We start from the raw sequence: 15,750 nt of genomic DNA, 5'->3' as shown, positions 1-15,750 counted from the left end.
TAATAACAAGTTTTACGGGCATTTACACTAGAAAAACACATCTTGTAAAAATTATTTCAATTTCAATCAAAGTTGGGTATTATGATTGTAAAACTGAAAGAAATGGATCTCTTGTCTTACTCCACTGAAAAGTTGAAGAAGCATTGTCAGCTACTTGATAATGAAGAAAAAATAATTCTATATGAGCAGCTGCTAGACAAGGCTAAAGACATACTTGAAAATTCAAGAGATAATGTTTCTGAACTGAAAAAGATCAGTAAAGCTGCTTTAGCAATAGAGGAAACTACCGATAAGCAGTTACTAGAAAAGTTTAATGATGACCACCCGCTAAGAGAATTGGATATTCTGATCTATTCTCCTCAAGGAAACACTGACGTAGCAAACTATTTATTCAGTATAGATAACTCATCAGAGCTTTATGATTTAAAAAAAGATAAGGATAAAGCTCTTTATAATGCAGTTAAGTCAAATGATGTTGAGCTCATAAAAAAGCTGCTCATGATTCTTGTACCTGAAAAAGTAAGTAATTTTGATACGAAATATTTGGAAGAATTAAAAATATCGTTATCAGGAATTCACAAAGAATTGCAATTATCACAAGATATGAAAAATTATCTTGTGAAGACGATAAAGTTCTATAGTTTTTTATGTAGTAATTTTAGCTTATTAGTTGCAAATCCTACTGATGTAAAAGCTATGATCAATCTATTTGCTGATCAACCAAATATTGATTACCAAATAGATAAGCTTCTCCTTTCTTTTATTGTGAGAGATATTGAGGAAAAAAAGCTAAATTCTGAAATCAGTCACATGATAGAACTCCTTGAAAAACATGAAAAATTTGCTGAGCTCGAATATAAGGTTAGGAGATTAAGATCAGAGTTTACAGGTGGCAAAAGTAGATATTCAGCTGAAGTAATAAGAAATAGCATTGCAGAGCGAGAAAAAGAGATGAGGGAAATTGAGAAAAAATACGTAAGGCCAAGCGATTTAATTAGCGAGAGGCAGAAATTATTAAAGCAATTACTTTGCTAGCTTTTTCATAAAATTTGTTGTAAATTGAATAGCTAAAATTAAAGGTGGATCGCATACAATTAGGTAAAAAAATAAAACAACTTAGGTTAGATCGTGGTTTGACACAGACCGAATTAGGAAAGAGAATAGGTGTTTCATACAGACAGATACAAAAATACGAAAATGGTTCAAATTGTGTTTTAGCCAGTAGGATATATGACTTAGCAAAAGCTCTATCTATTGATGTTGCTAACTTTTTTACTGATATGCATGCTGACTCACATGAAGCTTATGATGAAGAGGTGTTAAAGTTAGTTAAAGGATATAACGAAATTAAGAGCAAAAGGTTACGTAGTGCAGTTTATATATTGGTAAAATCTTTTTCTCAAAGTGATAATACATAGTTAATATTACCTGATACGTAAAATGACTATACAACATCCTATCGATAAACAAATAGGGGAAAGAATAAGGAAAAGAAGGTTAATGTGTGGTTTTAGTCAAAGAGACTTAGGAAAGAAGCTTGGAATTTCATTTCAGCATATACAAGGATATGAAACTGGAGAGGTAAGGCTTGTAGTTGATAGATTGTATAATTTGGCAGAAGCTTTGTCAGTTGATATGTCATATTTTTTTACCAAAGCCTCTGAAGATTTGCATGATAAGGCCTTTCGTAGCGATGTGGGCAGCGAAGAAATATCCCGATTAGTAAGGGAATATAGAAAAATTAAGGATGAAGCATTGCGCGATATTGTTCATTTAGTGATTAAAGCTCTTGCTAACACAGGCTTCAAATGGGATGTTAAATGCACGTCAATCTCAGAGTAGAGAAGTTAAGGTATTGTTTCAGTATTCTTTCCTCAAGCCACCTAATCAGTTATTTGTACTTTATACTATAGAAAGACAGCAATTCCATTTTTTTAATTCTTTAACATGGATAGCGCTGTTTCGCGCAGGAAATTACTTTATTCCAGAAGACTGTATTCTATTTTGTAATTATTGAGTTTACTCTACTTTCCGGTCTTTTCTGTTTTCCTTTAATCCAAAACTTGCATTTTTAAAATAAATATTGCACTGTAAAATGTTTATACATAACCTATTAATGCAAAGAGCTTTTTGGTGAGGATTTTGTCAATTTTAGAGAGGGTTAGATGCCATCAGAGCAGTTTGAAAATATAAAACAAGCTATAAGAAATAATAATAACAGAAAAGTTGTAGAACTTATAAACGATAATGTGACTATTGCTGGGCATTCTGACGTAGATGGGTGGAATTTGCTACACTATACTGCTCAGTATGGCAACTTAAACGCTACAGAATTTTTAGCAAACTTAACAGGTATAAACCTTATCGATGGTAAAACCAATGCTCAGCAGAAGCCTATACATATTGCTGCAGATAATGGACATACAAAAATCGTAGAGTTTTTTATTAATGAGAAAAAAATGGATGTTAATGATCCAGGAAAAGATTACGTGACGCCACTTCACTATGCCGCTAAAAAAGGTGAACTTGAGATGGCAAAGTTTTTAGTAGGAAAAAACGCAACGATTGATGCTCTAGCTAATGGTGCTTGGACACCATTGCATTACGCTTCTGAAGAAGGTAAGTACTCAGTTGTGGTATTCCTCGTAGAAAATGGAGCAGATATTAGCAAAAAAAATCCTGTTGGTAAAACACCATTACAGCTTGCTGAGGAAAAGAGGTTTCAATCTATTACAGAATTTTTGAGGGGAAAAGAATCAGAAAGGGAAAAGTTACGACAAAATAAAGCATTGCTTGATGCTGCAAAGGAAGGAAGTAGTAAAAAAGTTCAGGAATGTCTTGAAAAAGGAGAAATTGATTATAAAGATCAGAATGGTTGGACAGCCTTACATTATGCTTCTAATAGAACAGTAGATGATTTGGAATTTGTAAGGTTTTTAGTAGATAAAAATGCAGACATTAATTCTAGAAATTCTGATAATAATAAGCCCTTGCACATTGCTGCAAGAAACGGACATGAAAATATTGTAAAGTTCTTTTTGGATGAAAAAAAACTAAGTGTTAATGATCAAGGAAAGGATAATTGGACACCCCTACATTATGCTGCTGAAAGTAATCGCGTTGATGTCGTTAGGTACTTAGTAGAGAAAAAGGGAGCAAATATCAATGCTAAAAATTATGGCAATAAAACTCCATTTGACCTCATTAAAGACAAGGACTATGAAAAAGTGAAAGAAATACTGCTAGGTAAGGCATTAATTGATGCTGTAAAGCAGAATGATATTACAGAAGTCTCAAATCTTATTGAGAGGAAAGCTAAAGTTAGTTATCTGTATGAAAGTAATAAGTGGACTCCATTACACTATGCTGCAAGTTTAGGTTATAAATCTTCAGCAGAAGTGCTCATAGCAGAGGATTTAAGTGTTATTAATGCTAAAGACTATGAGAGAAATACGCCTTTACATATTGCTGCTGATCAAGGTCATAAAAATATTGTAGAGCTTCTTCTTGAAAAGGAAGCAAATATTGAAGCTATAAATTCTGGTAACAAGACACCGTTACAATTAGCTAAAGAAAAAGACCATCAGGCAACAACACGGTTATTATTGAGTAGAGCATTGCTTAATTCAATAGAAGAAGGAAATATTAATAAGATCAAAAAATGCCTTGAGGAAGGAGCTGAAATTAACCGTGAAGATAACAACCGATGGACCCCGTTACATTATATTGCTAATAAAAAAACAGAAGCTCAAGAGCTGGTAAAGCTACTAGTGGAAAGAGGAGCAAACATTAATGCTACAACTAATGATGGAGATAAACCCTTACATATTGCGTCCAGCCATGCACATACAAAAATTGTAAAATTCTTCATTGATGAGAAGGGACTAGATATTAATGATCAAGGAAAGGATAATTGGACACCGCTACATCATGCTGTTAACAAAGGTAGCAGCGATTTAGTAAAGTTTTTGATAAAAAAAGAAGCAGATATTTATGCTGAAAATTCTAATAGTGTAACTCCACTTGACCTTGCTCAACAGCTTTCCCAAGGTGAAAGTAATCGGCAAGAAGTTAAAGCAATGTTGCAGGGCAAGGCGTTGATTGATGCTATAAGGAAAAATGATGTATCAAAGGTCAGAAAATATATTCAAAATCTTAATTATTCATACGAGAAAAATGGATGGCAGCCGTTACATTACGCTGCTAGCTTAGGGTATAAAACGCTAGCAACAGAACTTATCAATAAAGATCCAAATGTTGTTAACGCTAAAGATTCTGACGGAAATACACCTTTACATCTTGCTGCTACTTATGGCAAAGGTGACGTGGTAGAGCTTTTTCTGAGTAAGCAAGCAAATATTGATGAAGTAGGAAAAAATAACTGGACACCGCTTCACTATGCCGTTTATAAAAATCGATTACCGGTAGTAAAATTTCTTATAGAAAAAGGAGCAAATATTGGCGCTACGGGTTTAAGTGGAGAAACGCCGTTGCAACTTGCTGTTGAAAAAGGAGATAGTCACAGGGAGGTGGCAAAGTTATTGCGGAGTAGAGAGCTATTCAATGCTGTAAGAGGAGATAACTTTGGTGATGACATTAATAAGATTAAAGGTCTTTTTGCAAATGAGATTGATGTTAACTATTCAGATCTGAATAACTGGACACCACTCCATTATGCTGCTTGCAACGGTTATACAAAAGCAGCAGAATTTCTGGTAGAAAAAAAAGCAAATGTAAACGCAAGAGCAGATAGTAGGGAAAAACCTTTGCACATTGCTGCAAAAAATGGGCATAAGGTATAATAGTTTAGACTTGATCTGACAGACTAATAAAGTAAGATAAAAATATAAATAAATTTTAAAGGAGTGTCAGATATGAGTATAACACAAGAAAAAATACTAAAACCAAAGTTGGGTTGCAAAACAATTAGGGAATGTATCACAGGCATGTAAAGTGATGGGATATTCGAGAGATACATTTTACCGTTTTAAAGAACTGTATGAAGCAGGAGGAGAAAAAGCATTATATGAGATAAACAAAAGCAAACCATTACTTGCCAATAGAGTACCAAAGGATACAGAAGAAGCAGTAGTTAGTAGAGTTTCCAGCATATGGACAAGAAAGAGCAGCTAATGAATTAAAGAAAAAAGGAATTCTAATATCTGCTAGCGGCATAAGGTCAATATGGCAATCTCGAAAATTTTAAAAAGAGATTGAAAGCACTGGAAGCGAAGGTGATCCAAGACGGTATAATTTTGACAGAGGAGCAAGTTGCTGCTTTAGAAAAAACCAAGGAACAAAAAGAGGCCAATGGCGAAATTGAGACACAACACCCTGGATACTTAGGTAGTCAAGATACCTATTATGTAGGTAATATCAAAGGTATTGGACGAATTTATCAACAAACTTTTATTGATACCTACTCTAGAGTGGCCTTTGCTAAACTTTATACGGAGAAAACTGCTATCACAGCTGCAGATCTTCTCAATGATAGAGTTATACCATTTTTTGACGAACAGAAAGTTCCATTGCTACGCATTTTAACTGATCGTGGTACAGAGTATTGTGGCAAGCCAGGAAATCATGCTTACCAGTTATATTTGGGAGTAGAAAATATTGATCATTCTAGAACCAAAGCTTACTCTCCACAGACTAATGGTATATGTGAAAGGTTTCATAGAACTATGCAAGATGAATGTTATAATATTATTTTTAGGAAAAAGATTTATAGTACTTTGGAGGAGCTTCAGTTAGATTGGTTGCATTCTTACAACAGAACTAGACCTCATTCCGGTAAGTATTGCTATGGTAAGACTCCTATGCAGACCTTTTTTGATAGTATGCATATTGCTTACCAAAAAAATATTGATAACATTAAAACAGATTCTGATATCGGTTTTGACTTCGTCGATTCTTCTGTCAGATAATTCATGACTGTCAGATCAAGTCTAAACTATTACACATAAGGATATTGTAGAATTTTTTATCGATCAACAAGGATTAAGTGTTAATGAACAAGGGGAAAATAAGTGGATGCTGCTGCAAGCAATAGCCTTAATGTTGTACAATACTTGATTGAAGAAAAAGAAGCTACTATTGATAGCAAAGATAGAAATAATTGGACAGCTTTACATCATGCTTCTAAAGGAGGTCATATTGAGATTGTAAAGTTTCTTAGAGCCTGTTCATAATCTTTTCAGAAGCAAAGCAGCGAAAGCAAGAAAGACCATTTGTAGGCTAGTGTTGAGTTTCCGCTCGCAATTTTTCCACAATCGCCTACATTTTTGCAACCAAGCAAAAGATCTCTCAACAACCCATCTTTTCGGCAATACGACAAAGGTGTGTAATTCGTTTCGCTTTATTATAGCGCTTCCCATAATAGTCCAAAAAGAGTAAGATGTAGATTTATAGTAGTGAAGGTAAGGATGCCAGTAGCATATAGTTATGACTTAAGGAAAAAGGTAATGGAAGCGTTGGATGAAGGGGAGAGTGGAGAAACTGTTGCCAAGAGATTTAAGATCGGAAAAACAACTTTATATGAGTGGAAGAAAAGACGTGAGAAAACGGGAGATTTTCAGTCAAAAAAGCCTGGAAGCGTGGCATAAAATTACCGACTGGAATGCATTTGCCGAATTTGCAAATGAGCAAGGTGGCAAAACTCAGTCAGAGATGCTGGGGCAATATTAGTAGACAAACAATTCATCGAGCACTTAAAAATATAGGATTCACAAGAAAAAAAAGACCTACGGATATAAAGAAAGAAATGAAGAAAAGCGAGCTCAATTTTCAAAGGTTATAGCAACAAAAGAACCTAAAGAATTAGTGTATATAGATGAGTCTGGCATTGATAACACTGAACCTATGGGTATTGCCAGAAAGGACAGCGGTTTTATGCCCTAAAATCTGGGAAGAAAACTCAACGAATTAGCATGGTTGCAGCCTTAAGTGGAAGAAAAATAATTGCTCCGTTAACCTTTGAAGGCCACTGCAATATGGATATCTTTAATAAATGGTTTGAGCAGTTTCTGACACCGATTTTGGAACCTGGACAAACTGTTATCCTTGATAATGCTACTTTTCATAAGTCTAATAAGATTACCGAACTTGCTAAAGGGGTTGGTGCAGAAATTTTATATCTGCCTCCGTATTCTCCAGATTTTAACAAAATTGAGCATAATTGGTTTGCTATAAAAAACAGAATCAGGAAAAACATTCCTCTATTCAAATCTTTTCGTCATGCTGTCGATTCTTCCTTCTTATGACCTTTTTGGACTATTATGGGAAGGGCTATACTTCAACGGTAGCGCCAATAGTTGCTTTTATTTGTGTTGCAAAATTTTCTCCTGTGTAGCCAGCATCAACTATAGTATTTTCTAAAATGGATGATAAAGTTCCATTATGGTATTACCAACCAAAAGCTGTAAGTCTGTATATTTATACATGAGAGGTCTGAGGCGGCTTTTGATGGTATGCCAACAGTATTCTATAGGATTCAAATCTGGTGAATATGTTGGAAGATACAGCAAATGACAGCCAAAAGACTCTATTAATGATTTTGTTTTAGTGGTCTTATGAAATGTAGCATTATCCATAACTATAGTTGTGCCAAGTGGCAATGTAGGTAATAACATCTTCTCCAACCATGTATTGAATACCTCTTTGTCACACCCACCTTTGAAAGTCATTGGTGCAATAAATCTCTTTCCAATCCACCCGGCTACTATACTGATTCTCTCTCGAGTTCTCCCTGGAATATCTGCATAAATTTTCTTTCCTCTTGGAGCGCGTCCATATTCTCGGTATAACTTATTATCAACTCCTGCTTCATCTATATATAAGATGCTGGAATGGTCTATTTTTGAGATTTTATCAATAAATTGCTCCCTATCTTCTTGATTGCGCTCTTGATATAGTGTGACTTTTTTTTAAAGTAATTTTTAGCTGTTTTAGTCTATACCAAATTGAGTTTATTCCAAATCCAAGATTTTGTTTCATCTCTGCCAGAGTATGATCTGGATTCTTTGTAACATATTCTTCGAGTATTTTGGGGTCTATTTTTCGAATAAAGCTACCGTTTTTAGATGGCTTGAGGCTTTCACCAGCAGCTTTCTTTTTTAACCAACGGTACAGAGTTGCTATTCCTATCTCCATAAGCTCTGCTACCTCAACCTTTGTCTTACCTTTTTCTATCATCAATACTGCCTTTTCCCTTAAATCCACACTATATGCCATTATAACTCAAATACTTTATTATACCTTTATCATTTACTTTAGGAAATACTATACCTTGCTTAAACCAATGAATATGTGCGTTTAGTGTGTGTGGACGCACATATTCATTAACTAATTTTAATTATTGCCATGTAAATTTCTAAACATGCAAATTAATTGCTTCTTTAAGTCTGGCATTGGCGATGACTATAATTTTACGCATAAGTGCAGTGAGTGCTACCATCTTTCTTTTACCACTATCAATAAGCTTACAATAAAAAGCAGCAAGTTCTGACTGGCTTTGTTGCATAGCTAGTGTTGGTTGAGGTTATTGTAAGAAGAAAAGCTTTTTAATATATGGCTACTAACGAATTTTGTTGTAAAATAGGCATTTTTCAAACAAGTACAACTTATGCCACAAAAAATGAGAGTAAGTAACCAAAGAGAATATAACGAGTTTCTCAAAAAAAGAGGAAATGTTTTTCATTTTGTTAATCAAGCCATAGAAAATTGGTATGAAAATAGTCCAAAAGTTGCAGGTGGCAATAACACTTATAGTGATAAAGTTGTAATTTTAATACACATAATAGTTCATCTTTTTAGAATTGGCTTGAGACAAGCTGTAGGTTTTGTAAAAGGTTATATGGTACAAATAGGCAAAAAACTTAAGATTATCAGCTATACACAAGCTTCCAGAAGATTTAAAAAGCTTAATTTGAAGATTGATGACCATAGAAGCAATAAAGATGATCTGGAAAATGTTGAAATTGCCGTAGATAGCACTAGAGTTAGTATCTACAATAATAACGGTGGGCATAGTAAGCTTAATATTCGAAAAAGAAAATACAGTGGTTATGGTCAAGTAAGAAAATTACATGTTGTTTTAAACATAAATGATAAGAAAGCAATAAGCATGAACTACACTAGTGGTGTTGCTGTAGACTATTTGCCGGTCTGCGATATGTTAGAAGAAGTCAGTGATAAATATAACATTTGTTCTATTCGAGCAGATGCGGCTTATGATATAAAAAGTGTGTATAAAGAATGCAGAAAATACAATATTGTGCCTATTATTCGCCCTAGGAAGGATACTAAAATTTGTTTAGCTGACTACTTATCAGAAAGAAACAAGTATATTAGTAGAATTAGGTCATATGAGAATTATGAAGATGGTATTAATGAATGGAAGAAAAAAGTTAAGTATGGAGCACGGTCTTATATTGAAGTCTTTTTCTATAGGTTGAAGCAAATATTTGGGTTTGGCTTGAAAAATAAATCAGAGGTAAATCGTGAAAAAGAGCTGTTAATTAAGTGCTACTTATTGAACAAATTTACTGATATAGGTATGGCTGAATTTAAATTAGCTGCGTAAATTCACTGTGATTTACATGCCTATCAGTGCTATGCAACAAAGCCATCCAGTATTCCAAATATATTCCTGAACGCCTACGTCTGAGTTAGGCTCAAGGTCAAACCCTCCAAAGCAAATCTGTAATCGATTGCCGGCCGGACTAGACAATTGACTAGAAATATCTCCAATATTTCCAGCTTCTTGAATGGCTAAAATGTCTAATCCATAATTCATCAACGCTTGCACAACATTCCAGCGCGGGCCGTTGGTATTCCATGTGGCTGATGTGAACTCATGTACGTTATTTTTTTGAGGTGGCTGAGCGTTACATATTGTCATAATAAAGCATGCAAGTAACATTGTGAAAAAACATTTCGACATTTTACTTTTGTATAATAAAGATTTCACGTTTTTTAACATATTACATCCTTTTTTTGATTAGAAGATTTTTTACTATCTTTGTTCTCTTAAAGCTGAATTTTCTTTTGTAGTTCCTGCGCTTCAAGTTTATGTTATATATATACAAGATTGGTAAAAAAAACGTCCAAATTATTTTTTAAAATTCTATCTTTTTCAAAAAAGCTTTGAATTTTATAACTCTCTCATCAGAAAAAAAGTTTTTCATAAACTTATATCATGTTGATAGCATATCAATTACTCTTTGGTGACTTTCTATCATTGCCTTTGCTTCTTGCTGCAAGCATTTAATATTTTGAGGTGTTATATCATCCATTTCAGCTGATGCTACTTTCAATTGTGATTGTATTCGCATATATTTATCATCTATTACTTGCTCTAGTTGATAATCAACACAATCCAATCCAGAGGCAAACATCACATTCAGTAGTGGCTTGACCCACCCTATTTTTCCAAATCTTCTTGAATTAACATACTCTATGCTCCTATCTGTTCTGCCAGTACCTATTGATACCAGTACAATATCATCATTTGGAAATAACCTCTTAGCACTTGCATATGCACAAGCAGCTGGATTATTGGCAAACACTCCGCCATCTATCAACACTCTCTCTGTTTGGCTAATTTTCAGACGTTTTGGTGTAAAGTACGTTGGAGCAGCTGTTGTAGCTCTGAGTGCATCTTTCAACTTAATGTTTTCTTCTTTCCAACTTTTGAAGAAAAATTCACAATTGTTGTGAATGTCATAACTAGTGAGCAGTAGATTACTCGCAACATCGGCCATAGTGCTTTCGCCGAAGTATTTGTTGAGAATAAATTCCATATTTTTATATGAGTACTGAGAACCACTCAGCCAAGAAGCGATTGATTTTCTCCAAAGTGATGCTTGAAAGATATATGCTCCATACTCTTGGTAAAGTTCAACCAAATCATTGGCAGAGTATTGAAGTTTATTGCTTTTACAAAGTCCAGCAACAATAATTCCACCGGTTGAGGTACCTGCCATTAAATCAAAGATCTGAGAAATTGGCTTTTTTATCCTAGATTCAATTTCTGCTAGAATAATTGCAGGAATTATTCCTCTAATTCCTCCTCCATCAACCGATAAAATGTACTTTGTCATTTTTGTCTCTGCTCAAGCTCGTTAACTTCTTCAGCAAGGTTTTTGACTCTTTCTTCAAGACGATAGATGATTTCTGTAGTCCTTTGATTTTGCTCTATAAACCTGTCATGTATCTGCACTCTTAAGTCAAGTTTGGCCAGCCACCAGATAAATGCTATTGTTTGTATTACCATAGTAGCAATTACTGCTACAGGGATCTTTCCTGTACTTTGGTTTTTCATGTTTTTGTACAAAAAGCTGTATACTAATATATACAAGATTTGTCAAAAATACGTCCAAAAAAATCTTAAGAATTTTTCTTAAAGCTAACTCATTGCATTAAGCAAGTAATGTAAATAATATCATAGATATGAAATTCAGCATTTTTCGAAAACTATTAGTAAATTCGATAATACCAATAATATGTGTTATCTTTTTGTTTCAGCATTGTAAACCATCAAAAATTATACCAATAGAAAGTAAAACAACTAGTGAAGATAGAATAGCATTACGTATTGCAGCTGAAAGCTGCAATTTGGATAACATAAAATCCTTAATAAAAAATGCAGTAAATATCAATGACACCTACTATTTTGGTGCAACATCATTACACTATGCTACAAGTGGAGGCTGTTTAGAAGTTATAAAATTTCTGGTTGAAGAAGGCATTGATATAAATACTACTGATGCTTTTGGCTGGACAGCTTTGCATTATGCTGCACGAAAAGGACATCTAGAAATCACTAAATTTCTACTGGAAAACGGAGCAAATCCTCTTGCTAAAAACAAAGATAAAAAAACTCCTTTAGATCTTGCTGTAGAGGAATTAAATAATAATAAAGAAAAAAAAGATATCTATGAGGAAATTATCAATTTACTTTCCCGTGCCTCCGTAACAGCTGTTATCATACTACGATAGCCCAGGTTATCAATTACATGCTCAGCTTTATTTATTATCCAACCACCATAAACTCCTTTGCGAAATCCCAAAAGGTTGATCTTTGCTTCGGTAAATAATTCAGGATTTCCTGCCATTGTAATGTTGAGTGTTGCTGTACTGCTCATCAGCTGATTTAATTTTGCAGATGCTGCACTTTGCGCCAAATCACTGCTTGCATAAACATCTCGCAGAATATAGCTTGGTTCTTGATCACCTATTTTTTCTGTTATAGTCTCTGCTTTTTCATAATCATACCAATAGGCAATAACCGAGCCATATTGATTACGCTCATTAAATCTTACTTGCCAACTTGTAATATCTCTAGGTGTTAAAGTAATAGTGCTTAAAGTTTTTCCGGTAACTGATTTTGCTTTCCCTTTTGAAACAAAAAGTAAATATCCTCCTGCAGGTTTTGCTATTGCTCCATAAATTTGAGCAAGCCTGGTTAAAAAATGCATATCGCTCTCTGCAGTCTGATCAATATGCGATATCATGATATTTGCAAACTCTGCAGCAACTTTAGCTTGATAGCCATGTTTGTTTGCAATTTTTTCCACTAAATCATTTAAAGTAATTTGATGCCACTCATTAAACACTTGTTCCTTTAAAGACTGTTTTAAATCTGCTGCATAACTCTTAATCTTTAGCACCTGTGGTGGACCTTGTAGCGTAATTTCATTCACTATGTAATCTCCCATTGGCACAATACCAGTTTCCTTATACCCGAGTAAAATATTTAGCTTTGCCCCAGTTCTAGGAATCTCAAATAATGAATCACGGTCATCAAGATGAATTACAGCAGTATCACTTATTACTCCAGCTTCATCAGTAATATGCATTGATACTAATCGACTCTTTATTAGCTCAGTAATTAAAATTCCTTCTACTGAAATACTAAAGTCTGGTGTCATTTTAATCCCATAGTTTTACTACTTGCTTTTGTATCGCTTTTTGAATAACAGGAAGTTTAATGACTAATCCTGCAGGAAGAAGCTCGTACTCTGCAAGCCCAGGATTAGCTTTTAATACAACTTCAACTGTGCCAGAGCTGAATCCATAGTGTCTCCAACAAATAAAATCCAACATGTCATTTTCTTTAGTCTTGTAGTACATCATTGTCAGTTACAGTAAAGTCAGTAGTGCTATTTCGTGATGATAAATTGCTATCTAGTAATACGTTATCATAACGTTTTAAACTTAAATGAAACTCAATCTTCCTTGGTTCGCCATTTGGAAAAAAGAATTTCTGTGTTTCTTCTATTTTCACAATAACAAAATGGCCTAAAATATTACCTTGGCCATCAATTAGCAAGAAAGGTTTTTCTGAATTTCGCATATTATTTATTTGCTCCAGTCCTCCTGAATAAATTACTCCTGCAAGCTCAATAATATCCTCCCCAGGGCCAATACTTTGAAGCAATGGCTTTTCTCCAATGCGCTCAAGCGCGGGCCAACGATATTCATTTCTACGTGTGAAACCTTGCTCAGTTAATGAAAATCTATATGGACCAAGAGACAGCATAATTCAGTTTACATCGTAAAGTGCACCACTAAATTGCTCTCTAATTCGCTCCATCACTTCATCAGCAATACTGCGTGCATCTTGGCTTGAGTGAATATTAATACTAAGGTGATTATTTTGCGTTCTATTCTCTACAGTTTTACTGTGCGCTGCAATTGGGTGTTTAAGAGAATCTCTTATAACGTTATTTACAGACTTAACTTCTAGTTTAGACTCATTCCTTTTATTCCACAGATTACTGATTGTTCTAAAGGGCTGAGTAATATTATTCCAAAATTTTCCTACCCAATCAGAAAAAGACTTCCATACAATTTTCACTGATTCCCAGATAGTAACAAAAAAGTTCTTTACTGCTTGCCATTTGGTAATTATCAAAGTTGCAGCAACAGCAATACCACCAATAATCAGCCCCATAGGGTTGCTCATCACAGCAATTGTTAATGCTTTAAATCCAGCAATAATTGCTGGAAAAACTGCAGAAAGACCTATTTTTACCAAAGTAATAACAGATCCAAACACTTTCCAAGTAGATAAAAGAGCCAATAAAGAACCTTTTACAAAAGTCCAAGCATAGCCAAGAGATATAGCTGCTATTTTAATGCTAATCAACGCTGTAGTAGTACTCATGATTACTGTAGTCAATACTGGATATTCCTTGGCATAAAGTGCTACTTGTGTAGTTGCTGACCTCAGAAGATTAACAGTAAAATTTAAAGGTGGTAATAATACATAACCAAGATTCATTCCTACTTCTGCTATTGAGTTTTTAAGTAACTGAAGGTTATTTGCTGTAGTATTTGCTCTATTTTCAAACTCTCTTTGCATTGAGCCATGATATTCTTCGTTTATTAATCGCAAAGATTTTCTATATTCATCTAGACTACCAGTAAGTAGCGCTATATCATCCTGATATTCAAGACCAAAGAGGTCAAAGAGAACGCTAGAACGTTCTTGCTTATCTAATTTTGCAACTGTTTCTAAAAACTTAAGTAATGTACCTTGTGCATTCTTACCGATTGCTTTCTCAAACTCCTGAGCATTTATTTTTAGCACTTGAAACGCTTTTTGAAAATTGCCACCTTGTTTACTCGCTGTTTGCAGCTTGCTGAGCATTGCATTAATTGCGGTGCCTGCTTTTTCAGGAGTCTTACCAAGACTAATAAAGCTACTTGCTAAAGCTCCTGCTTCTACTGCAGTTAAGCCAAATTGCCTTGCTGTACCACCGATTCTGTTTAGTGTAGGAATAATGTCTTTAGCTTTTGCTGCAGTGTTATCAGAGATATGATTGATAGCATCGCCAATGTTTGCCATTTCACCAATTTCAATTTGATAAATATTAGAAAGTTTAGCAATAGCGTCTCCTGCCTCTTCTGCTGACATATCAAACGCAGTTGCCATTTTAGCTACAGTGTCTGTAAAAACCGTAAGATCTTTAGCTTCAATACCAAGCTGACCACCACTTGCAGTAATTTGTGCAAGTTCTGCCGCAGATAGCGGAATTGTCCGTGACATTTCCTTTAATGTTTCACCAAGTTTCGTTAAACCATTTACATCTCTATCTTCAAATTTTACAACTTTCTTTATATCAGCCATGGCGCTCTCAAAGCTAATTGCAGCCTTAAGTGGTGCTGCAAGGGTGAGGCCAAGTGCCATGGTATCCATGATTTGAGCTCTAAAATTTGCTCTTTGCGCTAAAACTCCTTTACGTTTTTGCATTACAGAATTTAAAGCTGTATAGTTATTTTTAAGCTTTTGAGTAGAAGAGCCAAGTTTAACTTGATCTCCAATAAGAGATTTTATATCTCTACCACTTTTACTGAACTCTGTGCGTAATAGGTGGAGAGCACTTCTTTTTTGTAAATAAGCTGTTTTAGCTTTCAGTGCTGCAGTTTTAGACCTTGTAAACTCATTTTGCAGGCTCTTACTTGGTCCTTCTGCGTTTTTTATCTGCTGAGCAAGAGATTTTGTTTTTATTTCTAGTTCATTCCAAGAACGCCGAGCAAGCAGAGCATCGTGGCTGAGCTCTTTAAACTTAGACACTGATTTACTTGATGATTCAAGTTGTTTTATCGTACTACCAATACGAGAAAGTTGCTTCGTGCTACCTGCTATCGTACTATTAAAACTGCTTTGCAGTGTTGCTCCAATTACTATAGAAATTGCCTTCATTTGTATAATTTTCCGCTACTTTCAAACCAAGTAATAAA

16 protein-coding genes and 4 pseudogenes are annotated in these 15,750 nt (G+C 34.5%); 9 read left to right on the top strand and 11 right to left on the bottom strand.

From position 1 onward, the window contains the following. The first annotated feature begins 81 nt into the window (after nucleotides 1-81). The 6 genes and pseudogenes from AAGE00_RS01665 to AAGE00_RS01640 all read left to right on the top strand — a co-directional run bounded on the left by AAGE00_RS01665 (nucleotide 82) and on the right by AAGE00_RS01640 (nucleotide 6,191). Entirely contained in the window at nucleotides 82-1,035 is a 954-nt protein-coding gene (locus AAGE00_RS01665) for a hypothetical protein (RefSeq protein WP_341815296.1), read from the top strand. 44 nt (nucleotides 1,036-1,079) lie between these two features. Further along, complete coding sequence (locus tag AAGE00_RS01660; RefSeq protein WP_265014711.1) at nucleotides 1,080-1,418, top strand: helix-turn-helix domain-containing protein; 339 nt, start codon at nucleotides 1,080-1,082, stop codon at nucleotides 1,416-1,418. Nucleotides 1,419-1,440: 22 nt separating this feature from the next. Beyond that, nucleotides 1,441-1,842, top strand: a complete 402-nt coding sequence (locus AAGE00_RS01655) for a helix-turn-helix domain-containing protein (protein WP_213864023.1) — start codon at nucleotides 1,441-1,443, stop codon at nucleotides 1,840-1,842. Nucleotides 1,843-2,165: 323 nt separating this feature from the next. Beyond that, on the top strand, nucleotides 2,166-4,802 hold the full coding sequence (locus AAGE00_RS01650) for an ankyrin repeat domain-containing protein (protein ID WP_213864024.1): 2,637 nt from the start codon (nucleotides 2,166-2,168) through the stop codon (nucleotides 4,800-4,802). A gap of 154 nt (nucleotides 4,803-4,956) precedes the next feature. After that, nucleotides 4,957-5,927 (top strand): annotated as a pseudogene (locus tag AAGE00_RS01645) (IS481 family transposase). Nucleotides 5,928-6,029: 102 nt separating this feature from the next. Then, nucleotides 6,030-6,191, top strand: coding sequence for an ankyrin repeat domain-containing protein (locus tag AAGE00_RS01640; RefSeq protein ID WP_265014714.1), 162 nt, complete (start codon nucleotides 6,030-6,032; stop codon nucleotides 6,189-6,191). On the opposite strand, the pseudogene AAGE00_RS01635 reads toward AAGE00_RS01640, so the two are convergent. Then, a pseudogene (locus AAGE00_RS01635) lies at nucleotides 6,186-6,365 on the bottom strand (transposase); the annotation flags it as partial. The gene AAGE00_RS01640 and the pseudogene AAGE00_RS01635 sit on opposite strands and share 6 nt — an antisense overlap. Before the next feature lie 60 nt (nucleotides 6,366-6,425). On the opposite strand from AAGE00_RS01635, the pseudogene AAGE00_RS01630 reads away from it, so the two are divergent. Beyond that, nucleotides 6,426-7,262, top strand: a pseudogene (locus AAGE00_RS01630) (IS630 family transposase). A 111-nt stretch (nucleotides 7,263-7,373) separates the two neighbouring features. On the opposite strand, the gene AAGE00_RS01625 reads toward AAGE00_RS01630, so the two are convergent. From AAGE00_RS01625 to AAGE00_RS01615, 3 genes and pseudogenes are all read right to left on the bottom strand, one after another. Beyond that, complete coding sequence (locus tag AAGE00_RS01625; RefSeq protein ID WP_265015457.1) at nucleotides 7,374-7,856, bottom strand: IS630 family transposase; 483 nt, start codon at nucleotides 7,854-7,856, stop codon at nucleotides 7,374-7,376. Between the two features lie 28 nt (nucleotides 7,857-7,884). Then, nucleotides 7,885-8,220 carry an IS630 transposase-related protein gene (locus tag AAGE00_RS01620; RefSeq protein WP_341813349.1) on the bottom strand — a complete coding sequence of 112 codons (336 nt, stop codon included), beginning with the start codon at nucleotides 8,218-8,220 and terminating at the stop codon, nucleotides 7,885-7,887. Nucleotides 8,221-8,371: 151 nt separating this feature from the next. Continuing rightward, nucleotides 8,372-8,512 (bottom strand): annotated as a pseudogene (locus AAGE00_RS01615) (IS110 family transposase); the annotation flags it as partial. 111 nt (nucleotides 8,513-8,623) lie between these two features. On the opposite strand from AAGE00_RS01615, the gene AAGE00_RS01610 reads away from it, so the two are divergent. Continuing rightward, the gene (locus AAGE00_RS01610) at nucleotides 8,624-9,583 is read left to right on the top strand and encodes an IS5 family transposase (protein WP_341815149.1); all 960 of its coding nucleotides are present in this window, start codon (nucleotides 8,624-8,626) and stop codon (nucleotides 9,581-9,583) included. Between the two features lie 12 nt (nucleotides 9,584-9,595). Here the strand turns inward: AAGE00_RS01610 and AAGE00_RS01605 are convergent, their stop codons facing one another. The 3 genes from AAGE00_RS01605 to AAGE00_RS01595 form a co-directional block, all read right to left on the bottom strand. Continuing rightward, on the bottom strand, nucleotides 9,596-9,901 hold the full coding sequence (locus tag AAGE00_RS01605) for a hypothetical protein (RefSeq protein WP_341815295.1): 306 nt from the start codon (nucleotides 9,899-9,901) through the stop codon (nucleotides 9,596-9,598). A gap of 295 nt (nucleotides 9,902-10,196) precedes the next feature. After that, nucleotides 10,197-11,102, bottom strand: a complete 906-nt coding sequence (locus AAGE00_RS01600) for a patatin-like phospholipase family protein (protein WP_265034245.1) — start codon at nucleotides 11,100-11,102, stop codon at nucleotides 10,197-10,199. Beyond that, on the bottom strand, nucleotides 11,099-11,323 hold the full coding sequence (locus AAGE00_RS01595) for a hypothetical protein (RefSeq protein ID WP_264377157.1): 225 nt from the start codon (nucleotides 11,321-11,323) through the stop codon (nucleotides 11,099-11,101). The genes AAGE00_RS01600 and AAGE00_RS01595 overlap by 4 nt, the downstream gene beginning before the upstream one ends. Nucleotides 11,324-11,451: 128 nt before the next feature. Between AAGE00_RS01595 and AAGE00_RS01590 the strand changes: the two genes are divergently transcribed. Next, the gene (locus AAGE00_RS01590) at nucleotides 11,452-12,000 is read left to right on the top strand and encodes an ankyrin repeat domain-containing protein (RefSeq protein ID WP_265015341.1); all 549 of its coding nucleotides are present in this window, start codon (nucleotides 11,452-11,454) and stop codon (nucleotides 11,998-12,000) included. Here the strand turns inward: AAGE00_RS01590 and AAGE00_RS01585 are convergent. Genes AAGE00_RS01585 through AAGE00_RS01570 form a run of 4 tightly spaced genes read right to left on the bottom strand, consistent with a single transcriptional unit; the run spans nucleotide 11,937 to nucleotide 15,712 of the window. Beyond that, entirely contained in the window at nucleotides 11,937-12,932 is a 996-nt protein-coding gene (locus AAGE00_RS01585) for a phage late control D family protein (protein ID WP_265034246.1), read from the bottom strand. The two genes, AAGE00_RS01590 and AAGE00_RS01585, sit on opposite strands and share 64 nt — an antisense overlap. Before the next feature lies 1 nt (nucleotide 12,933). Continuing rightward, nucleotides 12,934-13,137 (bottom strand): tail protein X, encoded by a 204-nt coding sequence (locus AAGE00_RS01580; protein ID WP_341815294.1) that lies wholly within the window; start codon nucleotides 13,135-13,137, stop codon nucleotides 12,934-12,936. After that, a complete protein-coding gene (locus AAGE00_RS01575) occupies nucleotides 13,118-13,543 on the bottom strand; it encodes a phage tail protein (RefSeq protein WP_265034248.1) in 426 nt (141 codons plus the stop codon). Before AAGE00_RS01575 ends, AAGE00_RS01580 begins: the two co-directional genes overlap by 20 nt. A 3-nt stretch (nucleotides 13,544-13,546) precedes the next feature. After that, nucleotides 13,547-15,712, bottom strand: coding sequence for a phage tail tape measure protein (locus AAGE00_RS01570; protein ID WP_265034249.1), 2,166 nt, complete (start codon nucleotides 15,710-15,712; stop codon nucleotides 13,547-13,549). Nucleotides 15,713-15,750: the final 38 nt, after the last annotated feature.

Origin of the sequence: Wolbachia endosymbiont (group B) of Aricia artaxerxes, from assembly GCF_964026975.1 — a bacterium.
Classification (GTDB): domain Bacteria; phylum Pseudomonadota; class Alphaproteobacteria; order Rickettsiales; family Anaplasmataceae; genus Wolbachia.
The sequence above is the reverse complement of the archived record's forward strand: the minus strand, read 5'-3'. Positions and strand labels throughout refer to the sequence as shown.